Annotated in this window: 20 protein-coding genes; 7 read left to right on the top strand and 13 right to left on the bottom strand. The window is 68.8% G+C overall.

The annotated features are described in order from the left end of the window. The first annotated feature begins 50 nt into the window (after nt 1-50). Nucleotides 51-599 (top strand): peroxiredoxin, encoded by a 549-nt coding sequence (locus WMK75_RS03790; RefSeq protein ID WP_347266325.1) that lies wholly within the window; start codon nt 51-53, stop codon nt 597-599. Between the two features lie 97 nt (nt 600-696). Here the strand turns inward: WMK75_RS03790 and WMK75_RS03785 are convergent, their stop codons facing one another. The 5 genes from WMK75_RS03785 to rpiA all read right to left on the bottom strand — a co-directional run bounded on the left by WMK75_RS03785 (nt 697) and on the right by rpiA (nt 7,595). After that, nucleotides 697-2,979, bottom strand: a complete 2,283-nt coding sequence (locus WMK75_RS03785; protein ID WP_347266324.1) for a Tex family protein — start codon at nt 2,977-2,979, stop codon at nt 697-699. A gap of 124 nt (nt 2,980-3,103) precedes the next feature. Then, nucleotides 3,104-4,195 (bottom strand): protease modulator HflC, encoded by a 1,092-nt coding sequence (locus WMK75_RS03780; protein WP_347266323.1) that lies wholly within the window; start codon nt 4,193-4,195, stop codon nt 3,104-3,106. After that, on the bottom strand, nt 4,195-5,424 hold the full coding sequence (gene hflK / locus WMK75_RS03775; RefSeq protein ID WP_347266322.1) for an FtsH protease activity modulator HflK: 1,230 nt from the start codon (nt 5,422-5,424) through the stop codon (nt 4,195-4,197). The genes WMK75_RS03780 and hflK overlap by 1 nt, the downstream gene beginning before the upstream one ends. 63 nt (nt 5,425-5,487) lie before the next feature. Further along, nucleotides 5,488-6,873 (bottom strand): glutathione-disulfide reductase, encoded by a 1,386-nt coding sequence (gene gorA / locus WMK75_RS03770; RefSeq protein WP_347266321.1) that lies wholly within the window; start codon nt 6,871-6,873, stop codon nt 5,488-5,490. Next, nucleotides 6,870-7,595, bottom strand: a complete 726-nt coding sequence (gene rpiA / locus WMK75_RS03765) for a ribose-5-phosphate isomerase RpiA (RefSeq protein ID WP_347266320.1) — start codon at nt 7,593-7,595, stop codon at nt 6,870-6,872. Before rpiA ends, gorA begins: the two co-directional genes overlap by 4 nt. A 138-nt stretch (nt 7,596-7,733) precedes the next feature. Between rpiA and WMK75_RS03760 the strand changes: the two genes are divergently transcribed. From WMK75_RS03760 to WMK75_RS03745, 4 genes are all read left to right on the top strand, one after another. Beyond that, complete coding sequence (locus WMK75_RS03760) at nt 7,734-8,876, top strand: bifunctional 2-C-methyl-D-erythritol 4-phosphate cytidylyltransferase/2-C-methyl-D-erythritol 2,4-cyclodiphosphate synthase (RefSeq protein ID WP_347266319.1); 1,143 nt, start codon at nt 7,734-7,736, stop codon at nt 8,874-8,876. A gap of 3 nt (nt 8,877-8,879) precedes the next feature. Then, nucleotides 8,880-9,377, top strand: coding sequence for a phosphatidylglycerophosphatase A (locus WMK75_RS03755; protein ID WP_347266318.1), 498 nt, complete (start codon nt 8,880-8,882; stop codon nt 9,375-9,377). Beyond that, a complete protein-coding gene (locus WMK75_RS03750; protein ID WP_347266317.1) occupies nt 9,374-9,841 on the top strand; it encodes a CinA family protein in 468 nt (155 codons plus the stop codon). Before WMK75_RS03755 ends, WMK75_RS03750 begins: the two co-directional genes overlap by 4 nt. Nucleotides 9,842-10,000: 159 nt before the next feature. Continuing rightward, nucleotides 10,001-10,447, top strand: a complete 447-nt coding sequence (locus WMK75_RS03745) for an Hsp20 family protein (RefSeq protein ID WP_347266316.1) — start codon at nt 10,001-10,003, stop codon at nt 10,445-10,447. 91 nt (nt 10,448-10,538) lie between these two features. On the opposite strand, the gene recR is transcribed toward WMK75_RS03745, so the two are convergent. Genes recR through WMK75_RS03725 form a run of 4 tightly spaced genes read right to left on the bottom strand, consistent with a single transcriptional unit; the run spans nt 10,539 to nt 13,617 of the window. After that, nucleotides 10,539-11,141, bottom strand: a complete 603-nt coding sequence (gene recR, locus WMK75_RS03740) for a recombination mediator RecR (RefSeq protein ID WP_347266315.1) — start codon at nt 11,139-11,141, stop codon at nt 10,539-10,541. Nucleotide 11,142: 1 nt separating this feature from the next. Then, nucleotides 11,143-11,487 (bottom strand): YbaB/EbfC family nucleoid-associated protein, encoded by a 345-nt coding sequence (locus WMK75_RS03735; protein WP_347266314.1) that lies wholly within the window; start codon nt 11,485-11,487, stop codon nt 11,143-11,145. 3 nt (nt 11,488-11,490) lie between these two features. After that, nucleotides 11,491-13,293 carry a DNA polymerase III subunit gamma/tau gene (locus tag WMK75_RS03730; RefSeq protein ID WP_347266393.1) on the bottom strand — a complete coding sequence of 601 codons (1,803 nt, stop codon included), beginning with the start codon at nt 13,291-13,293 and terminating at the stop codon, nt 11,491-11,493. 39 nt (nt 13,294-13,332) lie between these two features. Then, nucleotides 13,333-13,617: a DUF2218 domain-containing protein gene (locus tag WMK75_RS03725; protein ID WP_347266313.1), complete on the bottom strand. Its 285-nt coding sequence runs from the start codon at nt 13,615-13,617 to the stop codon at nt 13,333-13,335. A 135-nt stretch (nt 13,618-13,752) separates the two neighbouring features. Here WMK75_RS03725 and WMK75_RS03720 point away from each other — a divergent pair, with 135 nt between their 5' ends. Continuing rightward, the gene (locus tag WMK75_RS03720; RefSeq protein WP_347266312.1) at nt 13,753-15,564 is read left to right on the top strand and encodes an ATP-binding cassette domain-containing protein; all 1,812 of its coding nucleotides are present in this window, start codon (nt 13,753-13,755) and stop codon (nt 15,562-15,564) included. A 9-nt stretch (nt 15,565-15,573) separates the two neighbouring features. Here the strand turns inward: WMK75_RS03720 and parE are convergent, their stop codons facing one another. The 4 genes from parE to WMK75_RS03700 all read right to left on the bottom strand — a co-directional run bounded on the left by parE (nt 15,574) and on the right by WMK75_RS03700 (nt 21,388). Continuing rightward, the gene (gene parE / locus WMK75_RS03715) at nt 15,574-17,538 is read right to left on the bottom strand and encodes a DNA topoisomerase IV subunit B (RefSeq protein WP_347266311.1); all 1,965 of its coding nucleotides are present in this window, start codon (nt 17,536-17,538) and stop codon (nt 15,574-15,576) included. A 78-nt stretch (nt 17,539-17,616) separates the two neighbouring features. Next, a complete protein-coding gene (locus WMK75_RS03710) occupies nt 17,617-18,261 on the bottom strand; it encodes a glutathione S-transferase family protein (RefSeq protein ID WP_347266310.1) in 645 nt (214 codons plus the stop codon). Nucleotides 18,262-18,300: 39 nt separating this feature from the next. Continuing rightward, nucleotides 18,301-19,476, bottom strand: coding sequence for a membrane dipeptidase (locus tag WMK75_RS03705; RefSeq protein WP_347266309.1), 1,176 nt, complete (start codon nt 19,474-19,476; stop codon nt 18,301-18,303). A gap of 52 nt (nt 19,477-19,528) precedes the next feature. Next, entirely contained in the window at nt 19,529-21,388 is a 1,860-nt protein-coding gene (locus WMK75_RS03700; protein WP_347266308.1) for a M3 family oligoendopeptidase, read from the bottom strand. Between the two features lie 166 nt (nt 21,389-21,554). Between WMK75_RS03700 and WMK75_RS03695 the strand changes: the two genes are divergently transcribed. Beyond that, entirely contained in the window at nt 21,555-21,836 is a 282-nt protein-coding gene (locus WMK75_RS03695; RefSeq protein WP_085501511.1) for a transposase, read from the top strand. Nucleotides 21,837-21,945 lie beyond the last annotated feature (109 nt).

The raw sequence follows: 21,945 nt of genomic DNA, 5'->3' as shown, positions 1-21,945 counted from the left end.
GGGGCCGCGCCCGATGAACCGAACCGACGAACCGAACCAAGGAGATGACGATGAAAACCGGATCCAGCCTGCCGAAAGTGACCTTCCGCACCCGCGTGCGCGACGAGGCCGTGGGCGGCCCCAATCCGTTCCGCTGGCAGGACGTGACCACCGGCGATTATTTCGGCGGCAAGCGCGTGGTGCTGTTCTCGCTGCCGGGCGCCTTCACGCCGACCTGCTCGACCTATCAGCTGCCGGGCTTCGAGAAGGCCGCCGACGAGATGGCCGACCTCGGCATCGACGACATCTACTGCCTGTCGGTGAACGACAGTTTCGTGATGAATCAATGGGCAAAGTCCCAGAACCTTGAAAACGTCAAAGTCATCCCCGATGGCTCGGGCGAATTCACCGACGGCATCGGCATGATGGTGCGCAAGGACAACCTGGGCTTTGGCGCCCGCAGCTGGCGCTATGCCGCCGTGGTCAGGGACGGGGTGATCGAGGCCTGGTTCGAAGAGCCGGGCCGCAGCGACAACTGCCCCGAAGACCCCTATGGCGAGACCTCGCCCGAGACGGTGCTGGCCTGGCTGCGCGCCAACCCGGCCAAGGCCGCGGCCTGAGCGGTACGGCAAATCCGCATGCCTGAAGATGCCGGCGCCATCGCGCCGGCATCTTTCTTGGGCGACCCTTTGGCCGGCTAGCCCTTGCGCAGCGCGTTCAGCAGCGCTGCACCCAGCGCGCCCGGCGCGCCGCTCTCTGCGGGTCCGACGGATTTCGCGCCGCGCGCGGGCGGGGACTTTGCGCCCGTTCGGCCTGCGCATCGCGTGCACTGGCGCCACCGTCCTTGCGCATGCTGAGCCCGATGCGCTTGCGCGCCACGTCCACCTCGGTCACCCGAACCCGCACCACGTCGCCCACCTTGACCACCTCGTTCGGGTCCTTCACGAAACGGTCGGCCAGCTGGCTGACATGCACCAGCCCGTCCTGATGCACGCCGATATCGACGAAGGCGCCAAAGGCCGCGACATTGGTCACCGTGCCTTCCAGTGCCATGCCGGGGCGCAGGTCCCTGATGTCCTCGACCCCTTCGGCAAAGCTGGCGGTAACAAAGCTCGGGCGCGGGTCGCGGCCGGGCTTTTCCAGCTCTGCCAGGATGTCGCGGACCGTCGGCAGGCCGAAATGCTCGTCCACGAACTGCTCGGCGCGCAGGCTCCTCAGCGCCGTGCCGTCGCCGATGATCTGGCGGATGTCGCGGCCGCAGGCGGCAACGATGCGGCGCGCGACGCCGTAAGCCTCGGGGTGGACGGATGAGGCGTCCAGAGGCTCCTTTCCGCCGCGGATGCGCAAAAAACCGGCGCATTGTTCAAAGGCGCGCGGGCCAAGGCCGGTGACCTTCTTCAGTGCCGCGCGCGAGGCGAAGGCGCCCTCGGCATCGCGATGCGCGACGATGTTCTGCGCCAGTGCCGGTCCCAGCCCCGCGACATGCGCCAGCAACGGTGCCGAGGCGGTGTTCAGATCGACCCCCACGGCATTCACCGCATCCTCGACCACCGCCTGCAGCGTCCTGGCCAGTTGCCGCTGGTCCACGTCATGCTGGTATTGCCCGACGCCGATCGATTCGGGTGGCACCTTGACCAGTTCCGCCAGCGGGTCCTGCAACCGCCGCGCGATCGAGACCGCGCCGCGCAAGGACACGTCCAGATCCGGAAATTCGCGCGCCGCCAGTTCGGATGCCGAATAGACCGAGGCCCCGGCCTCGGAGACGATGACCTTCACCGGCGGCTTCACCCCTTCGGGCAGGCGTTTCAGCACCTCGGCGACCATGCGCTCGGTCTCGCGGCTGGCGGTGCCGTTGCCGATGGCGATCAACTCGACCTTGTGGCGCAGGATTGCCGCCGCCAGCGCCGCCTCGGCGCCGCGCAGGTCGGATTTCGGCGGGAAGGGATGCAGCGTCGCGGTCTCGAGCAGCTTGCCGGTGGCGTCCACCGCCGCCAGCTTGACCCCGGTGCGGATGCCCGGGTCCAGCCCGATGGTGGCGCGCGGCCCGGCGGGCGAGGCCAGCAGCAGGTCGCGCAGGTTGCGGGCAAAGACCCGGATCGCCTCGGCATGGGCGCGGCTGCGCAGATCCGCCAGCAGTTCGACATACATGCCGTTCGACAGCTTCACCCGCCAGCACCAGCCCGCGATCTTGCGCAGCCACAGATCGCCCGGCCCCTCGCCCAACCGGCCCAGCGCCGCGCAGACGATGGCCTCGGCGCGGGCGGCGCCGGTTTCCGGCTCGGGGGCGATGTCGATGGTCAGCACCTCTTCCCTGGCGCCGCGCAGGATCGCCAGCGCCCGATGCGCCGGAATGGTCGCCCATTTCTCGCTTTGCGCGAAATAGTCGCTGAACTTGGCGCCGCTCTGTTCCTTGCCCGGCACCAGTTTCGAGGAGATGACCGCCTCGGCCTGCATGAATTCGCGCAGCCGGCCCAGCAGGGCCGCGTTTTCCGACAGTTCCTCGGCCAGGATGTCGCGCGCCCCGTCAAGTGCCGTCTTCACATCGGCCACCGCTTCCGACAGATAGGCCGCGGCCAGCGCCTCGGGCTGGGCGTGGCGGTCTGCCTCGATGGCGCGCAACAGCGGCTCAAGCCCGTTCTCGCGCGCGATCATCGCCCGGGTGCGGCGCTTGGGCTTGAAGGGCAGATAGATGTCCTCGAGCGTGGCCTTGGTCTCGGCCGTGGCGATGGCGCGGGCCAGTTCCTCGGTCAGCTTGCCCTGGCCGCGCACCGATTCAAGAATGGCGCCGCGCCGCGCCTCAAGCTCGCGCAGATAGGCCAGGCGCTCGGCGAGGTTGCGCAGCTGCGTGTCGTCCAGCCCGCCGGTGACCTCCTTGCGATAGCGCGCGACGAAAGGCACGGTCGCGCCGCCGTCCAGAAGCCCGGTGGCTGCCAGCACCTGCGCCGGGCTGGCGCCGATCTCGGTGGCGATGATGCGATAGATGCGCTCGGCTGTCTGCACGGCGGGCCTCCTGTGGCTGTCTGGCTTGCCGTCATAGCCAATGCCGCGCCGCGTTCCAAGCGCCGCCGCGCCAGGCGGGGCGCCAGGACCGGCGCCCCCGCTGGGGATCGGGACCCGGCCCCGGTCAGTCCGCCGGGGCGGGCTTGGGTGCCACCACCGGTTCTTCCTGCGGCGGGCTGGCCAGCGTCTCGGGCATCGGCGTCAGCGTGACGCCGGCGGCCGCACCCAGCGGCTCGCCCTCGCGCGTGGTCTCGCCGGTCTTGACCGGTTCGCTGTCGGCGGCGCTGAGTGCGGCGGCAGCGGCGGCCTCGGCGGCGCCGGGCGCCGGCAGAGGGTCGGCACCGGCCGCGCCATCGCCGTGCAGATAGTCGAAGAACTGCCATTTCGGCTCGATCACCATCGAGGTCGAATCACCCTGCATCGAGCGCTCATAAGAGGTCAGCGAGCGGGTGAAGGCAAAGAACTCGGGGGCGCGGCCAAAGGCCTCGGCATAGATGGCGTTGCGTTTCGCATCGGCCTCGCCGCGCACGATCTCGGCCTTCTTGCGCGCCTCCGAGGTCAGTTCGACCACGGTGCGGTCGGCGGCGGCACGCACACGCTGCGCCGCCTCGCCGCCGCGGGCGATCTCGTCGGCGGCCTCGCGCTCGCGCTCGGCGCGCATGCGGGCATAGGTTGCGTTCAGGTTCTGCTCGGGCAGGTCGGTGCGGGTCAGGCGCACGTCGATCACCCGCACCCCCAGATCCTTGGCATCCTCGCGCGCGAGATCGCGGATGCGGTTCATCAGCGGCGTGCGGTCGTCCGACAGCACCATGGTCGAGGGGACCGAGCCCAGCACCTGGCGGATGGCGTTGGTCACGATCGGCTCAAGCCGGCGCTGGGCGAATTCGACCCCGCCCGACCCCACGGCGCGGCGGAACTGCACGACATCGGAGATCTGCCAGCGCGCGAAGGCGTCCACCACCAGGCGGCGGTCGTCCAGCGGCGTCACCTCCATTGGCGGCGTCTGCAGGCCAAGGATGCGGGCGTCGTATTTCACCACATTGTCGAGGAAGGGCACCTTGATGCCAAGGCCCGGCTCCTCGCGCACCTCGACCACCTCGCCAAAGCGCAGGACCAGCGCCTTATCGCGCACGTCGACGATATAGATCGAGGCCACGACCAGAAGCGTGACCACGGCAAGGGCCGGCAGGACCAGAAGCTTGATCGTCCGATTCATCACTGCGTCCCTCCGGCGGCCTTGCCCGACTTCGGCTCGCCCGGTTTTGCCTCGCCCGTGGTGCCGCCCTGCAGCTGCCCCAGCGGCAGATAGGGCACGACGCCCGCGGCGGCATCGCCGTCCAGGATGACCTTGTGCACCCCGCCAAGAACCTTTTCCATGGTTTCCATATACATCCTGCGGCGCGTCACCTCGGGCGCCTTGACATATTCCGCATAGACCGAGTTGAAGCGCGCGGTCTCGCCCTCGGCGGTATTCACCGCCTCGGCGCGATAGGCCTCGGCGCGTTCGATCACCGCCGCCGCCTCGCCGCGGGCATTGGCCAGCACGCGGTTGGCATAGGCATCGGCCTCTTTTTCAAGCCGGTCGCGTTCCTGCTGCGCGGCCTGCACCTCGCGGAAGCTGTCGATGACCTCCTTGGGCGGGTCGGCGCGGTCGAGGTTGACGCGCAGCACATTGATCCCGGCCTCGTATTCGTTCAGCGTGTTCTGCACCGCCAGCTTCAGATCCTCGCCGATGGCGCCGCGGTCGCGGTTCAGGATCGGCGCCAGTTCCGAACGCGCCACGATGTCGCGCATGGCCGATTCCGACACGGCGCGGATGGTGTCCTCGGGATCGGCAAGGTTGAACAGGAATTTTTCGGGGTCCGAGATGTTCCAGACCACCTGATAGGCCATGTCGACGATGTTCTGGTCGCGCGTCAGCATCAGCGCGCCATCGGCGGGGCCGTTGGTGCCGGTGCCGATCTCGGTCGTGCGCTCGCGCGAGACCTGCACCACCTCGGCGGTGACGGCGGGCCAGGGGGCAAAGTTCAGGCCCGGCTCGCCGGTGCCGACGGGCTTGCCGAACAAAAGCTCGACCGCACGTTCCTCGGGCTTGACGGTATAGAACGAGCTGAAGGCCCAGAACCCTCCCACCACCAGCGCCGCGATCACCCAGGCGCCGGGGCCCATCGAGAACCCCGGTCCGCGCGGGCGCTGCGGACCGCCCGGACCGCCGGGGCGGTTGCCGCCGCCCTTGCCGCCCATCAGCACGCGCAGCCGGTCCTGGCCCTTGCGGACCAGTTCCTCGATTTCAGAGCCCTGGCCGCCTTGCGGGCCCTGCGGCCTGCGATCGCCGTCGTCACCCTGATTGCCGCCGGCACTGCCCCAGGGGCGCTGCCCCCCGGGCGGCTGCTTGCCGCCCTTGCCGTCGTCCCCGCCGCCGCCCCAAGGGCCTTGTCCCGCCATGCGTCTCTTGCCTCGCTTCTATATGCAGAGTTTTCGTTGAAACTGGTGCCCCGGCCGGGAAAATCAAGCCGGCGCGGCAATCGCGCCGATGCGGCGCGTGGGCTTGCGCATGGTGACCAGCTCTTCGGCCAGGGTCGGATGCACGGCGATGGCGGCGTCGAAATCGGCCTTGCTGGCGCCCATGCCCATCGGGACGGCGACCAGCTGGATCATCTCGCCCGCCTCGGGACCGAAGATGTGGCAGCCCAGCACGCGCCCACCGTCCGGCGCGACGATCAGCTTCATCACCGCCCGCGCGTCCGAGCCGGCAAACAGCGAGCGCATCGGCCGGAAGCTGGCGACAAAGACATCCGCGGGGCCGGCGACCGCGGCCTCCTCCTCGGTCAGGCCGATGCTCGCGACCTCATGCGGGCGCAGATAGACGGCGCTGGCGACCAGGCTGTGATCGACCCTGCGCGGCTTCGCGCCAAAGACGGTATCGGCAAAGCTGTGCCCCTCGCGGATGGCGACCGGCGTCAGGTTCACCCGGTCGGTCACGTCGCCCACCGCATAGACCGAGGGCACCGAGCTTTGCGACCATCCGTCCACCACGATCTCGCCCTTGCGGCCCAGCTTCACGCCGGCCTCTTCAAGGCCGAGGCCGCGGGTATAGGGGGCGCGGCCGGTGGCGAACATCACCGCGTCAAAGATCTCGCTGCTGGAATCGGCAAAGCTGACGCGGATGCCCGCGCCCGCGCGGTCAAGCCGCGTGGGATTGCAGCCCAGGCGCAGGTCGATGCCGACGCTGCGCAGCTGTTCTGTGGCCTGGCGGCGCATCTCGCCGTCAAAGCCGCGCAGCACCGCGTCGCCGCGATAGGCCAGCACGGTCTGGCTGCCCAGGCCCTGCAGGATGGTGGCAAATTCGCAGGCGATGAAGCCGCCGCCCATGACCAGCACCCGGCCCGGCAGCCTGTCCAGAGTGAACAGATCGTCCGAGATCAGCCCCAGTTCCTTGCCCGGAATGTCGGGGCGCACCGGGCGCCCGCCGACGGCGAACAGGATGTGCTTGGCGCTGTGGCGGCTGCCGTCAGCCAGTTCCACCGTATGCGCGTCATGCAGTCGCGCGCGCTGGTGGTGGATGTCCACGCCCGCCCCCTCCAGCCCCGAGGTATAGGCGCCCTCGAGCCGGTCCAGCTCGCGCATCAGCTTGCCGTGAAAGCCCGGCCAGTCGAAACCGCCCTCGCCCGCATCCGCCCAGCCATAGCCGCGCGATTCCGCCGCCATGGCCCCGGCCTGCGAGGCGAAGATCATCAGCTTTTTCGGCACGCAGCCGCGGATGACACAGGTGCCGCCCATGCGGCTTTCCTCGGCCAGGCCCACGCGGGCGCCGTATTCGCCCGCCGCGATGCGCGCCGCGCGCACCCCGCCCGAGCCGCCGCCGATGACGAAAAGATCGTAGTCGAATTTCATGCCAGGTCCTCGCGCCGCAGTTCCGCCACCGAGCCGTCCGGGCGGCCGATGATCGCAAGCTGGCAGATATTCAGGAAAAGCCCGTGTTCAACCACCCCGGCGATCCCGGCCAGCCGCTCGGCCAGTGCCGTGGCGTCGGGAATCGATTCAAGCGCGAGGTCAAGCACATGATTGCCCTCGTCGGTCAGCACCGGCTGGCCGTCGCGCTTGCGCAGCAGGATCGGGCGCCGGTCCAGCCCCAGATCCTCCAGCGCGCGCCGGATCAGGACCTGGGTCGCCTCGGCGCCAAAGCGGATCACCTCGACCGGCAGGTGAAACTGGCCCAGCCGGTCCACCAGCTTGCCCTGGTCGGCGATCACCACCATGCGGTCCGAGGCGGTGGCGACGATCTTTTCGCGCAGATGCGCCGCGCCGCCGCCCTTGATCAGGTTCAGGTCGGGATCGACCTCGTCGGCGCCGTCGATGGTCAGGTCGAGCCAGCCGATATCGTCCAGTTCCTCGACCTTCAGCCCCAGCGACTGCGCCAGATCCGCCGTGGCCTTCGAGGTGGCGGCGCAACGCAGATCGAAACCCTCGGCCCTGACCCGTTCCGCCAGGCGGCGGACAAAGATCGCCGCGGTCGAGCCCGTGCCCAGGCCCAGCCGCATCCCCGGCCGCACCAGCAGTGCCGCGGCGCGCGCGGCGGCATCCTTGGAAAGATCGGTGATGGCGGGATCGGTCATGGCGCGGTTTCCTGGCAAGATGGCAGCTTTTCTTGCGGTTATAGCGGGCGCCAGCGCCATGGGCCACCGCCGGGCGCATTTTTCCTGCCCTCTGCGGGTGATTGCGTCGCGCCCGGCCCTGACCTAAAGCTGGCGGCCATGATCATTCCACCCTCATATGCCGCCATCATCACTGCCGCCGGCCGCGGCACCCGCGCCGGCGAAGGCCCGCCCAAGCAGTGGCGCGCGCTTGCCGGCCGCACGGTGCTGGCGCGCAGCATCGCGGCCTTCGCCGATTTTTCGCGCATCGTGGTGACGCTGGCCCCCGAGGACATGGCCCGCGGCCTGGACGAGCTGTCCGGCCCGGTGACGCTGGTCGCGGGCGGCGCCAGCCGCAGCGACAGCGTGCGCGCGGCGCTGGAAAGCCTCGAGGGCAGCGGCGTCACGCATGTGCTGATCCATGACGGCGCAAGGCCGCTGGTTTCTGCCGCCACCATCGCCGGCGTCGTCGCGGCGCTGAAGGCGGGCGCGCCTGCCGCCGCCCCGGCGCTGCCGGTCACCGATGCGCTGTGGCGCGCCGATCGGGGCCGCGTGACCGCCGCCGTTGCGCGCGAGGGGCTGATGCGCGCGCAGACGCCGCAGGGATTTGCGCTGGCGCCGATCCTTGCTGCGCATCGCGCCCATCCCGAGGGTGCCGCGGACGATGTGGAACTGGCGCTGCGCGCCGGCCTTGCGGTCAGCATCACCCCGGGCGACGAGGACAATCTGAAACTGACCTGGCCCGGCGACTTTGCACGGGCAAGACGCATTCTGGAGGGCGCGATGGACATTCGCCTTGGCAACGGTTTCGACGTGCACGCCTTTACGGCGGGCGACCATGTCTGGCTCTGCGGGGTCAGGATCGCGCATGACAGGGCGCTGCTTGGCCATTCGGACGCCGATGTGGGCATGCATGCGCTGACCGACGCCATCTATGGCGCGCTGGCGCAGGGCGACATCGGCCGGCATTTCCCGCCCTCGGACCCGCAGTGGAAAGGGGCGGAAAGCCATGTATTCCTGCGCCATGCCGCGGAGCTGGCGCGGCAGATGGGCTATGCGATCTCGAATGCCGACGTGACGCTGATCTGCGAGCGCCCCAAGATCGGGCCGCATGCCGGCGCAATGGCGCTGCGCCTGTCCGAATTCCTCGGCATCGAGACCGACCGCGTCAGCGTCAAGGCCACCACCTCGGAACGGCTGGGTTTTACCGGCCGCGAGGAGGGCATCGCCGCCATCGCCACCGCCACGCTGATCCGGGACTGAGCCATGGAGCGGATGATCGCGACATTCTTCGGCATCGGCAGGCTGCGCCCGGCGCCGGGCACCTGGGGCTCACTGGCCGCTGTGGCACTGGCGGTGCTGGCGGTCGAGACCGGCGCGGCACCACTGGTGCCCCTGGGGGCATTGCTGGCCACGGTCCTGGGTCTCTGGGCGGTGCCGCGGGTGATCGCGGGCAGCGCCGACAAGGACCCGTCCGAGATCGTCATCGACGAGGTGGCCGGGCAATGGCTGGCGATGAGCTTTACCGTGCTGCCGCTCTGGTGGCACGGCGTATCCATCCTGGACGCCTGGCCGGCGTTCGTCGTGCCCTTCCTGCTGTTTCGCCTGTTCGACATCTGGAAGCCCTGGCTGGTCGGCCGCGCCGACCGGCGCGGCGACGCAGCCGGCGTGATGCTGGACGACCTTTGGGCCGGACTGTTCGCAGGCGTGGTCTCGGTCCTGCTGGCCGGGCTCTGGCACCGGCTGCTGGAGCCGCTGCTGTGACCGGTCCGGCCGAGATCCTGGCGCGGGCGCGGGCGCGCGGCGTGCTGATCGCCACCGCCGAAAGCTGCACCGGCGGGCTGATCATCGGCCGGCTGACCAATGTGCCGGGGTCCTCGGACGCGGTGGATCGCGGCTTTGTCACCTATTCCAATGCCGCCAAGATCGAGATGCTGGGGATCCGCCCCGAGACCCTTGCCGCCCATGGGGCAGTCAGCGAGGAAATCGCCGCCGAAATGGCCGCAGGAGCGCTGGCGCGGTCGGCCGCCGGCATCGCGGTTGCGGTCACCGGCATCGCCGGCCCCGGCGGGTCCGAGAGCAAGCCCGAGGGCCGGGTCTGCTTCGGCATTGCCGATGCCGGCGGCGTCAGGACCGAAACGGTCGAATTCGGCGCCATCGGCCGTTCCGCCGTGCGCGCGGCGAGCGTCGAACACGCGCTGGCGATGCTCATGGACGCACTGGCCTGACACCCGCGGCCCGATACCGGCGGCCTGACCCCCGGCGGACTTGAAATACCGCGCATCGTCCCCAAGTCGGCATCAGTCGGATGGCCCATGGGCGCCGACGGACCTGCCCGCCCGGTTTCGGGGGGCAAGCCTTTGTATCGCTTGAAGAAGGATGCGAACATGCGCAATCTTGACCTGACTCCGCTTTACCGTGCCTCGGTCGGCTTTGACCGCATGGCAGATGTCATGGACCGGGCCCTGTCGGCCGACATCGCCACCTATCCGCCCTACAATATCGAGAAGACCGGCGAGAGCGCCTATCGCATCTCGATTGCCGTGGCCGGGTTTGCGGCAGACGAGTTGACCGTCGAGGTCCGCGACGGCGCGGTGATCGTCTCGGGCCGCAAGGCCGCCGAGGACGAGAGCCGCAACTATCTGCATCGCGGCATCGCCACCCGCGCCTTTGAACGCCGCTTTACCCTGGCCGACCATGTGCGCGTCGATGGTGCAAGCCATGTGGACGGCATGCTGAACATCGACCTCGTGCGCGAGATCCCCGAGGCACTGAAGCCGCGCCGCATCGAGATCGCGAAAGCGGCCGGGTCGGTCAACCGGTTGGATGCCTGAGCGCGCCTGAGCGGGGGCGCTGCCCCCGCGCCCCCGGAGTATTTGCAGAACGAAGAAGCGGGCGTCATGCAGGGCGTGGCGCCCGCAAATGTCAGAACCGGCGGCGGGCGCGCAGCGCGGCGGTGATGGTGCCGTCGTCGAGATAGTCGAGTTCGCCCCCGATCGGCACACCCTGGGCAAGGCCGGTGACGGCGACGCCCGAGGGTGCCAGCGCCTCGGCGATGTAATGCGCGGTCGTCTGGCCCTCGACCGTGGCGGCGAGGGCGAGGATCACCTCGGTGATGCTTTCGTCCGCGATGCGGGCGATCAGTTGCGGGATGCGCAGGTCTTCGGGACCGATCTCGTCCAGCGCCGAGAGGCTGCCGCCAAGGACGTGGTAGCGGCCGCGAAAGGCCCGGCCGCGTTCCAGCGCCCAGAGGTCGGCAACCTCGGTCACCACGCAGATCTCGCCATTGGCGCGCGCGGGGTCGGCGCAGATCGGGCAGATGTCGGACTGGGTGATATTGCCGCAATGCACGCATTCGCGGGCGCTGTCCGCGACGCTGGCCATGAGGCTGGCCAGTTGCGCCATCTGGCCGCTGCGCCGGCGGATCAGATGCAGCACCACCCGCCGCGCCGAGCGCGGCCCCAGTCCCGGCAGCCGCGCCATGGCCGAGATCAGCGTCTCGATCTGGTCGCCGGCGGCGGCGGCCATGTCAGAAGGGCATCTTCAGATCGGCCGGCAGGCCCATCTCGCGGGTCAGGCGGGCCATTTCCTCTGCCGCCCGCTCCTGGGCGCGGCGCTGCGCGTCCTTGATCGCGGCGAGGATCAGGTCCTCGACCACCTCCTTGTCCTCGGAGCGGAAGATCAACGGGTCGATGTCGAGGCCGGTCAGCTCGCCCTTGGCGGTCGCCGTGGCCTTGACCAGGCCGCCGCCGGCCTCGCCGGTGACGGAAAGGCGGTTCAGCCCCTCCTGCATCTCGGTCATCTTCGCCTGCATCTGCTGGGCGGCCTCCATCATCTTCGACAGATCGCCCATGTCGCCAAGTCCCTTGAACATCGTCTATTCCTCGTCCTCGAAAGGGTCCCATTCCGCGACCTCGGCCACCGGGCCTTCGGTCAGGTCATGCGGGGATGTATCCTCGCCCGCGGGGTTTTCAACCGGCACCGGCACCGGCACGGGACGGATCTTGGTGATTTTTGCCCCCGGGAAGACGGCCATGATCGCCTGCACGGTCGGATTGTCCATGGCGCGGGCGCGGGCCTCGGCCTCGCGCAGGGCGCGTCTTTCGCTGATCGTGGGCAGACCGCCTTCCGAGACCACGCTGACCGCCCAGCGCTGCCCGCCGGTCCAGCCGCGCAAGCGTTCGGCGAGGCGTTGCGCGAAGTCGCGGGGCGCCCGGTCGCCGGGCCGGAACTCGATGCGTCCGGGGGCATAGCGCACGAGGTGCAGGTGATCCTCGACATCGAGCAGCAGCTTCATGTCGCGCATGCGGCGGATCAGTTCGATCACCGATTCGAAATCGGGCAATCCGGCCAGCGCATCGGGCGAGACGGCAACCGCCGCCGCCGCGCCGTCCGGTCGGGCGGCGACGGGGGCACGTGGAGCCATGGCGCGGGGGGCGTCATTGTGGCCGGGCGCGGCGGCGGCGCGCTGGCCGAGTTCGCCGGCGCTGGCGGCGGCCTGCACCCGGCGGATCAGCGTCTCGGGGTCGGGCAGGTCTGCGACATGGGTCAGACGGATGACCGCCATTTCCGCGGCCATCATCGCATTCGGGGCGACGGCGACCTCCTCGAGCGATTTCAGCAGCATCTGCCAGAGCCGGGTCAGGGCGCGCATCGGGACGCGCCCGGCGATCGCGCCGCCGCGGGCGCGCTCGTCGGGGCCGACGGTCGGATCCTCCAGCGCCTCGGGGGTGATCTTGGCGATCGAGATCCAATGGGTGATCTCGGCCAGGTCGCGCAGCACCGCCATCGGATCGGCGCCATCGGCATATTGCGCCTGCAACTCGGCCAGCGCCGCGGCCGCATCGCCGCGCAGGATCATGTCAAACAGGTCCAGCACCCGCCCGCGGTCGGCCAGTCCCAGCATGGCGCGCACCTGCAGCGCCGTGGTTTCACCGGCGCCATGGCTGATCGCCTGATCCAGCAGGCTGGTCGCGTCGCGGGCCGAACCTTCGGCGGCGCGGGTGATCAGCGCCAGCGCGTCATCGCTGATCCCGGCGCCCTCGGCCGCGGCGATGCGGCGCAGCAGCGCGATCATCACCTCGGGCTCGATGCGGCGCAGATCGAAGCGCTGGCAACGCGACAGCACCGTGACCGGCACCTTGCGGATTTCCGTGGTGGCAAAGATGAACTTCACATGCGGCGGCGGTTCTTCCAGCGTCTTCAAGAGCGCGTTGAAGGCGCTGGTCGAGAGCATGTGCACTTCGTCGATGATGTAGATCTTGTAGCGCGCCGAGGCGGCGCGGTAATGCACCGATTCGATGATCTCGCGGATGTCGTTGACACCGGTGCGCGAGGCCGCGTCCATCTCCAGCACATCGACATGGCGGCCCTCGCTGATCGCCACGCAATGTTCGCAGGTGCCGCAGGGTTCGGTCGTGGGGCCGCCCTGCCCGTCCGCACCGATGCAGTTCAGCCCCTTGGCGATGATGCGCGCGGTCGTGGTCTTGCCGGTGCCGCGGATGCCGGTCATCACGAAGGCCTGGGCGATGCGATCCGCGGCGAAGGCGTTCTTCAGCGTGCGCACCATGGCGTCCTGGCCGACCAGATCGGCGAATGTCTCGGGGCGGTATTTCCGCGCCAGCACCTGATAGTTCTGTTCGCTCTCGCTCATCTCTCGGCCCTGGTCAGATGGGCGCAGACTAGCGGCGGCGCGCCGGGGCGACAACCGCCGAAGCGTTCAGCCGGCCTGCCAGTCGAAGGCCAGCTCCTCGCGGAAGGCGAAGCGGGCGATATGGCTGTCGACGACCTGCTGCATGTGCTGCATGGAATCGACCGGCGCGGTCAGGCGGATGTGCAGCGCCTCGGGCGTGGCGCTCAGCACCACGCCGCGCGCCTCGGGCATGGTGATGCGGCCCTGGGCGGCGTCGAACTCGACCTCGAACTTGTGCGCCCAATGCTTGCAGAGCTGCTGCAGATAGCGGCTGGCATGGGGCGTCGGGACGGTGCAGAGGGTCTGGGGCATGGCGATTCCTGTGGCTTCCGGCCGGCTCATGGCAAAGGCTGCGGCCGGGGTCAATGGCTGAGGGATATTATCGGGTATCGCCCCACCCGCCCGTGGCCCGTTGACGGGTGGCACCGGGCGGGATAGTCGCGCGCCATGGCACGCGCACCGCTTCTGCAATTGACCGAGATTTCGCTGACCTTCGGCGGCAACCCCGTCTTTGACGGGCTGAACCTGACCGTGCAGCAGGGCGACCGGCTGGCGCTGGTCGGGCGCAACGGCTCGGGCAAGTCGACGCTGATGAAGGTCATGGCCGGGCTGGTCGAGCCCGACGCCGGCCAGGTCGTCACCCCGGCCGGCACGCATGTCGGCTATATGGAACAGGACCCCGACCTTTCGGGCTATGCCACCCTGGGCGATTTCGCCCGCGCCGGCCTGGGCGAGACTGAGGGTTACCGCGTCGAAATGGCGGCCGAGGGGCTGAAATTCGACCCCGACCGCCCTGTCGCCACCGCCTCGGGCGGCGAGCGACGGCGCGCGGCGCTGGCGCGGCTGCTGGCCGAGGCGCCGGAACTGATGCTGCTCGACGAGCCGACGAACCATCTGGACATCCAGGCCATCGCCTGGCTCGAGGAACAGCTGTCCGCCACCCGCGCCGGCTTCGTGCTGATCAGCCACGACCGCGCCTTCCTGCGCGCCCTGACGCGTGCGACGCTGTGGATCGACCGTGGCGAAGTTCGCCGCCAGGAGCGCGGTTTCGAGCATTTCGAGGACTGGCGCGAGACCGTCTGGGCCGCCGAGGACGAGGCCCGCCACAAGCTGGACCGCAAGATCAAGGCCGAAGCCCGCTGGGCGGTCGAGGGGATCAGCGCGCGCCGGAAACGCAACCAGGGCCGGGTGCGCGCCCTGGCGGCGCTGCGCGAGGAACGCGCCGGCCAGATCCGCCGCCAGGGCACGGCGGCGATGGAACTGGACGCCGGGCAACAGTCCGGCAAGCGGGTGATCGACGCCAAGGGCATCGCCAAGTCCTTTGGCGACCGCGTCATCCTGAAACCCTTTGACCTGCGGGTGCTGCGCGGCGACCGCGTGGCCTTTGTCGGCCCCAATGGCGCCGGCAAGACCACGCTGATCAAGATGCTGACCGGCGAGATGGCCCCCGACGCGGGCGAGGTCAGTCATGGCACCAATCTGGAAATCGCGGTCTTCGACCAGGCGCGCTCGGCCATCGACGAGACGGTATCGCTGTGGGACGCGCTGGCGGGGGACCCCGAGATGCGCGTCTCGGGCCGGGCCGATCAGGTCATGGTGCGCGGCAATCCGCGTCATGTCGTGGCCTATCTCAAGGATTTCCTGTTCGACGAGGCGCAGGCCCGCGCCCCCGTGGGCAGCCTTTCGGGCGGGGAAAAGGCGCGGCTCCTGCTGGCGCGGATCATGGCGCGGCCCTCGAACCTTCTGGTGCTGGACGAGCCGACGAACGATCTGGACGTGGAGACGCTGGATCTGCTGCAAGACATCCTGGGCGATTATGACGGCACGGTGCTGCTGGTCAGCCACGACCGCGACTTCATCGACCGCGTCGCCACCTCGACCGTGGCGATGGAGGGCGACGGCCGCGCGGTGATCTATCCCGGCGGCTGGTCCGACTATCGCCGCCAGCGCCCCGAGGATGCCCCCGCGGCCGAACCGGCGCGGCCCGCCGCCACCGCGCCGCGCCCCGAGGCGCGGCCTGCCCCCGAACGCGCCGGCCTGAGCTTTACCGAGCGCAAGCGCCTCGACGCCCTGCCCGCCGTCATCGAGCGCCTCGAGGCCGAGATCGGCAAGCTGTCGGATTTCCTGTCGCAGCCCGACCTGTTCCAGACCGCCCCGGCCAAGTTCGCCCGCGCCAGCGAGGGCCTGGCCGAACGCCAGCACGCGCTCTCCGCAGCCGAGGAGGAGTGGCTGGACCTGGCGGCGCGCGACGAGGGCTAGCCCCGGGCGCTAGACATCCAGTTCCTCGACGAAACGGGCGTTCTCCTGGATGAACTGGAAGCGCAGTTCGGGCTTCTTGCCCATCAGCCGCTCGACCAGATCGCCGGTCTCACCGCCCTCCTCCTCGTCGATCGAGACCCGGATCAGCTTGCGCGTCTCGGGGTTCATCGTGGTGTCCTTCAGGTCCTTGGCGTCCATCTCGCCCAGACCCTTGAAGCGCTGCACGTCGATCTTGCCCTTTCCGCCGATGCCTTTGGCCAGCAGGCGTTCCTTTTCCGCGTCGTCGGCGACATAGACGCGATGCGCCCCCTGCGTCAGGCGGTAAAGCGGCGGGCAGGCCAGATAGAGGTGGCCCTTGTCGATCAAGGGCCGCATCTGGGTAAAGAAGAAGGTCATCAGCAGGCTGGCGATATGGGCGCCGTCCACATCGGCATCGGTCATGATGATGATCTTGTCATAGCGCAGGTCGTCGACATTGAACTTGCTGCCCATGCCGACGCCCAGCGCCTGGCAGAGATCGCTGATCTCCTGGTTCGAGCCCAGCTTGGAACTGGCCGCGCCCAGCACGTTCAGGATCTTGCCGCGCAGGGGCAGCAGCGCCTGGGTCTTGCGTTCGCGCGCCATCTTGGCGCTGCCGCCAGCCGAATCGCCCTCGACGATGAACAGCTCGGTGCCCTCGCGCGCGTTGTTCGCGCAATCGACCAGCTTGCCGGGCAGGCGCAGCTTCTTGGTGGCGGATTTGCGCGCGGTTTCCTTTTCCTGCTTGCGGCGCAGGCGCTCTTCGGCGCGCAGCACCAGGAAATCGAGGATCGCGCCCGCCGATTTCGTATCCGCAGCCAGCCAGTTGTCGAAATGATCGCGCACCGCACCTTCGACCAGGCGGGCGGCCTCGGTCGTGGCGAGGCGGTCCTTGGTCTGGCCGACGAATTCGGGCTCGCGGATGAAACAGCTGACCAGGGCGCAACCGCCGGTCAGCAGGTCCTCGCGGGTGATGTTCGCGGCCTTGCGGTTGTTCACGCGCTCGCCATAGGCGCGCAACCCGCGCAGGATCGCCGACCAGAACCCGGCCTCATGCGTGCCGCCCTCGGGGGTGGGCACGGTGTTGCAATAGGACTGGATGAAGCCGTCGCGCGAGGGCGTCCAGTTGATCGCCCAGTCCACCTTGCCAGGGACGCCGAACTTTTCCTTGAAATCGACGCTGCCCGCGAAGGGCCGGTCGGCATAGGTCGAGGCCTTGCCAAGCACCTCGGTCAGATAGTCGGCCAGACCGCCGGGGAAATGAAACACGGCCTCGAGCGGCGTCTCGCCGTCGTCGATGGCGGATTTCCAGCGGATTTCCACGCCCGAGAACAGATAGGCCTTGGACTTGACCATGCGCAGCAGCCGCGCCGGGCGAAAGCGGTGGTGGCCAAAGATCTGCTCGTCGGCATGGAAGGTGACGGTGGTGCCGCGCCGGTTCGGGGCGGCGCCGATCCTCGCGACCGGGCCTTGCGGGATACCGCGCGAAAAGCGCTGCTCGAACAGCTCGCGGTTGCGCGCCACCTGCACCACCATGCTGTCGGAAAGCGCGTTCACGACGGATGCGCCGACGCCGTGCAGTCCCCCCGAGGTCTGATAGGCGCCCTCGGTGAACTTGCCGCCGGCATGCAGTGTGCACAGGATCACCTCCAGCGCCGACTTGCCGGGGAATTTCGGATGCGGGTCGATCGGGATGCCGCGGCCATTGTCGCGCACCACGACGCTGTAATCCTCCAGCAGTTCGACCTCGATGCGGCTGGCGTGGCCGGCCACGGCCTCGTCCATCGAGTTGTCGAGGATCTCGGCCACCAGATGGTGCAGCGCGCGTTCATCCGTGCCGCCGATATACATGCCGGGGCGCTTGCGCACCGGCTCGAGCCCTTCCAGCACCTCGATCGAAGCGGCCGAATAGCTGTCGGTTGCCTTGTCGGAGGCGGGAAAGAGATCGTCGGCCATGGCTCTGCTCGTCTTGTTCTTATGGGCGGGCGTTATCTCATGCCGGGCGGGGCGGGGGCAAGGGCGGCTGTGGCCCCTCTACTCCGGCTCGGCCATGCGTTCGCGCCACATGCGCTGAAAGGCCGGGCGGGCCTGACAGGCGGCAAGCCAGGCGGCGGTGGCGGGAAACTGCGCCATCAGCCCGGCATGGCCCTGGGCATAGCGCACCACCTCGGCCATGTTGATGTCGGCCACGGTAAAGCGGCCGCCGACCAGATGGCCGTGCCGCGCGATATGGTCCTCAAGCACGCGCAGCGGCCGCGGCAGGCGTTCGACCGCCGCCGCCAGCGCCGCCGCGTTGGCGCCGGGACGCAGGTTGGTCTGCACCGCCAGCGAATTCGGCTCGATCGTGGTGGCGGCATAGAAGGTCCATTGCAGCATCAGCGCGTCCTCGACGGCATCGGCCGGGCCCAGCGGCTGGGCATGGCGGCGCGCCAGATGCAGCGTGCAGGCCATGGATTCCGACAGCACCAGATCCCCGTCCTGTATGACCGGCACCGCCCCCGCCGGCGACAGCCGCAGAAAGCTTTCCGAGCGCGTGTGCAGCGGCGCGTCGGGCGCATCCGGATCGGCCAGACGATAGGCCTGGATCACCGGCACCTGCCGGAACGGCAGCCCGAGTTCGTAGCACAGCCAGATGATGCGCGACGCGCGCGAGCGGGTGACGCCATAGACGGTCAGCATTGTCGTTCTCCTTCGCCCCTGGCGCGAGGTTAGGCCCGGCTAGAGGTTCTGCGCAAGATAGCGCATCATGTTGCCGCCCATGACCTTGCCGATCTGCGGCGCCGAAAGGCCCGCATCCAGCAGCGCCTGGGTCAGCGCCTGCAGATGCGCCGCGTCGAAGGGCACCTCGACCGCGCCGTCGAAATCCGAGCCGAGTGCCACGTGCTCCTCGCCCAGCAGCGCGATGGCGGCGCGGATCGCCTTGGCGATGTCGGCCGGCGTGCGCCCGCAGGTGACATCGGCCCAGAAGCCGATGCCGACCAGCCCACCCTTGTCGGCGATGGCGCGCAGCAGATCGTCGGGCAGGTTGCGCGGCGTGGCGCATTGGCCATGCACGCCGGTATGGGACAGGATCGGACTTGTGCCGGGAATGGCCAGCACGTCGCGCACCACTTGCGGGCCGGCATGGGACAAGTCGATGATCATGCGCCGCGCCTGGGCCTCGGCCACCACCTCATGGCCAAAGGCGCTCAGGCCCTGGCCGCTGGTGCCGTGCAGGCTGCCGCCCAGTTCGTTGTCGAAGAAATGCGTCAGTCCGATCATCCGGAACCCGGCGCCATAAAGCACCTGCAGATTGTCGATCCGGCCCTCAAGCGGATGCGCGCCCTCGGTGGCAAGGATCGCGCCCAGGGTTCGCGCCCCGTCGCGCCGCGCCGCCAGCAGGTGCTGCAGATCCGCGGCCGAGCGGATCAGCACCAGATCCCCAGGCGCGCGCCCGGCCATGCGCCGCAGCGCCGCCGCCTGCACCAGCGCGCGCTCCTTGAGGCTGAACCAGGCCGGCACCGGCCGCAGCTGGCCGATGAACAGCGGCGTGATATTGTCGGGCGCATCGGCGGAATTGGCGCCATAGGTCTGGCCGCGCGGGCTTTTGGTGACGGTGGCAAAGACCTGAACCGCGACATTGCCCTCGGCCAGGCGCGGAATGTCGACATGGCCGCGTCCGGCGCGCAGCAGAAGGTCGCGGTCCCAAAGCAGCGCGTCGGAATGCAGATCGCCAATGACCAGGCGCGTGTGCAGTTCCCGCGCCTCGGCCGACACCGGCCAGCCACCCTGGGGCATGGCGACCGGATTCAGCCGCGCCTCGATCCAGGCCGGTCCGCGGATGGCGACAGCCGCCGCCGCCAGCAGCCCCAGCGCCAGCGTCCAGAGGATCAGGCGCCGGATCAGGCGGATCATGCCGCCCCCCTTGCCTTGCGTGCTGCGCCAGGACGGGACGTCTGCCCGGCGCTCACGCCTCCATCGCCTCGAGCTCGTCGATAAAGCCCTCGATCATCGCAAGGCCGCGGTCCCAGAAGGCCGGGTCCGAGGCGTCAAGGCCAAAGGGCGCCAGCAGTTCCCGGTGATGGCGTGAGCCGCCCGCGGCCAGCATGTCGAAATATTTCGCCTGGAAATCGGGCAGGCCGGATTCATAGGCGGCGTAAAGTGCGTTCACCAGCCCGTCGCCAAAGGCATAGGCATAGACATAGAAGGGCGAATGCACGAAATGCGGCACATAGGTCCAGAAACATTCATAGCCCGGCATGAATTCAAAGACCGGGCCAAGGCTTTCGCCCTGCACCGACATCCACAGCGCGTTGATGTCCTCGGGGGTCAGTTCGCCCTCGGCGCGGGCGGCGTGCAGCCGGCATTCGAAGTCATAGAAGGCGATCTGGCGCACGACGGTGTTGATCATGTCTTCGACCTTGCCGGCCAGCAGCGACTTGCGCTGCGCGGGGTCGGAGGTGCCGGCCAGCAGCGCACGGAAGGTCAGCATCTCGCCAAAGACGCTGGCGGTCTCGGCCAGGGTCAGCGGCGTCGCGGCCAGCAGCTCGCCCTGCGCGGCGGCCAGGCGCTGGTGGACGCCGTGACCCAGTTCATGCGCCAGCGTCATCACGTCGCGCGGCTTGCCCAGATAGTTCAGCAGCACATAGGGATGCACCGTTGTCACCGTCGGATGCGCGAAGGCGCCGGGCGCCTTGCCGGGCTTGACGCCGGCATCGATCCAGCCCCTGTCGAAGAAGGGCGCGGCCAGTTCCGCCAGCCGCGGCGAGAAGCCGGCATAGGCATCCAGCACCGTCGCCTGCGCCTCCGGCCAGTCGATCAGGCGCGGGGTCTCGCTGGGCAGGGGGGCGTTGCGGTCCCAGACCTGCAGCTTTTCCAGACCCAGCCATTCCGCCTTCAGCGCGTAGTAGCGGTGCGACAGGCGCGGATAGGCGGCGGTCACGGCATTTCGCAGCGCCTCGACCACCTCGGGTTCGACATGGTTCGACAGATGCCGCGCTGTCTGCGGCGTCGGCATCTTGCGCCACTGGTCCTCGATGGCCTTTTCCTTGGCCAGCGTGTTGTGGATGCGGGCGAACAGCTTGACATTGCGGCCAAAGACCTCGGCCAGCGCCCGGGCGCCGGCCTCGCGCCGGGCGCGGTCGTGGTCGGCCATCAGGTTCAGCGTCGCCTCGAGACCCATTTGCTCGCCCGCGACATCGAAGCTCAGGCCGGCGGTGGTCTCATCGAACAGCCGGTTCCAGGCGGCGGCACCGACCACCGAATTGTCGTGCAGAAAGCGTTCCAGCTCGTTCGACAGCTGATAGGGCCGCATGGCGCGCATGCGGTCGAAGACCGGGCGATAGCGCGCCGGACCATCGGCGGCGGCAAAGATCTCGGCATAGCGCGCATCGGCGATGCGGTTGAATTCGAGGCTGAAGAAGACCAGCTTCGTGGTCGCCCGGGTGATGCGGTCCTGCAGGTCGCCCAGCTGCTTGGCGCGTTCGGAATCACTGGTGTTCTGGTAATAGCGCAGCCCGGCATAGGACATGATGCGGCCGGCGAGGATGTCGATCTGCTGATAGCGCTCGATGCAGGCCAGCATGCCGGCGGGGTCCAGCGCCGCCAGCTTGCCTTCGTAGTCGCGGGCGAATTCGCAACAACCCTGTTCGACCGCCTCGAGGTCGCGCAGCAGTTCGGGCGCGTCCGGGGCGGCATAAAGGTCGCTCAGGTCCCATTCCGGCAGGCGGTCAAAGCGTGGCTCCTCGACCGCGGGCAGGGCATTGCCGTCGCGCGGCAGGCAGCCGGTCAGGAAGTGGGTCAGGGGGCGGCAGGCGGAAATCGTCATGGGCGGTCCTTTCGTCTGGACCGATTTGTGGACGCTGTGCCGCCGCGCTGCAAGCCATTAGCGTGCGATCCGCGCCCCGCCGCGGCGCGGGGAACCGGTCAGAGGAGGTGCCGGTTTCTGAGACAGGGGCATAAGGTGGATCGACCGATGAAAAGGACGATCCAGCATGAAGACACGCAGACGGTTTACGGCCGAGTTCAAGGCCAAGGTTGCGCTTGAAGCGATCCGCGGCGAGCGGACGATTTCGGAGCTGGCGACGAAGCACCAGCTTCACCCGAACCAGATCACGCAGTGGAAACGGCAGGCCATCGAGAATCTGGCCAAGGCGTTCGACGACAAGGCTTCGGATGCGCAGGTCGGCCGGGAAGCCGAGGTGACGAAACTGCACGCCAAGATCGGCCAGCTCGTCGTCGAGCGGGATTTTTTGGCCAAGGCCTTCGATCGCTGAGCCTGGATCGGAGGAGAATGATGATTGATCCCGATCACGGGGAGTGTCTGAAACTCTGTGTATCTGAGCGGGCCCATGCGGTTTCAGATACGGTCAGGCGTCGAAACGC

Source organism: Paracoccus sp. (in: a-proteobacteria), assembly GCF_039808215.1.
In the GTDB taxonomy this organism is placed as follows: Bacteria; Pseudomonadota; Alphaproteobacteria; order Rhodobacterales; family Rhodobacteraceae; genus Paracoccus.
This window is presented reverse-complemented; position numbering and strand designations above follow the sequence as displayed.

Bases quoted from the DNA above. Each gene is read 5' to 3' on its own strand.
- recR (WP_347266315.1), bottom strand. From the start codon at position 11,141: ATGGCCGCCGCCGCCGGCGACCAGATCGAGACGCTGATCTCGGCCATG.
- gorA (WP_347266321.1), bottom strand. From the start codon at position 6,873: ATGAAATTCGACTACGATCTTTTCGTCATCGGCGGCGGCTCGGGCGGG.
- WMK75_RS03695 (WP_085501511.1), top strand. From the start codon at position 21,555: ATGAAGACACGCAGACGGTTTACGGCCGAGTTCAAGGCCAAGGTTGCG.
- rpiA (WP_347266320.1), bottom strand. From the start codon at position 7,595: ATGACCGATCCCGCCATCACCGATCTTTCCAAGGATGCCGCCGCGCGC.
- parE (WP_347266311.1), bottom strand. From the start codon at position 17,538: ATGGCCGACGATCTCTTTCCCGCCTCCGACAAGGCAACCGACAGCTAT.
- WMK75_RS03790 (WP_347266325.1), top strand. From the start codon at position 51: ATGAAAACCGGATCCAGCCTGCCGAAAGTGACCTTCCGCACCCGCGTG.
- hflK (WP_347266322.1), bottom strand. From the start codon at position 5,424: ATGGCGGGACAAGGCCCTTGGGGCGGCGGCGGGGACGACGGCAAGGGC.
- WMK75_RS03735 (WP_347266314.1), bottom strand. From the start codon at position 11,487: ATGTTCAAGGGACTTGGCGACATGGGCGATCTGTCGAAGATGATGGAG.
- WMK75_RS03720 (WP_347266312.1), top strand. From the start codon at position 13,753: ATGGCACGCGCACCGCTTCTGCAATTGACCGAGATTTCGCTGACCTTC.
- WMK75_RS03725 (WP_347266313.1), bottom strand. From the start codon at position 13,617: ATGCCCCAGACCCTCTGCACCGTCCCGACGCCCCATGCCAGCCGCTAT.
- WMK75_RS03760 (WP_347266319.1), top strand. From the start codon at position 7,734: ATGATCATTCCACCCTCATATGCCGCCATCATCACTGCCGCCGGCCGC.
- WMK75_RS03705 (WP_347266309.1), bottom strand. From the start codon at position 19,476: ATGATCCGCCTGATCCGGCGCCTGATCCTCTGGACGCTGGCGCTGGGG.
- WMK75_RS03745 (WP_347266316.1), top strand. From the start codon at position 10,001: ATGCGCAATCTTGACCTGACTCCGCTTTACCGTGCCTCGGTCGGCTTT.
- WMK75_RS03755 (WP_347266318.1), top strand. From the start codon at position 8,880: ATGGAGCGGATGATCGCGACATTCTTCGGCATCGGCAGGCTGCGCCCG.
- WMK75_RS03780 (WP_347266323.1), bottom strand. From the start codon at position 4,195: ATGAATCGGACGATCAAGCTTCTGGTCCTGCCGGCCCTTGCCGTGGTC.
- WMK75_RS03710 (WP_347266310.1), bottom strand. From the start codon at position 18,261: ATGCTGACCGTCTATGGCGTCACCCGCTCGCGCGCGTCGCGCATCATC.
- WMK75_RS03700 (WP_347266308.1), bottom strand. From the start codon at position 21,388: ATGACGATTTCCGCCTGCCGCCCCCTGACCCACTTCCTGACCGGCTGC.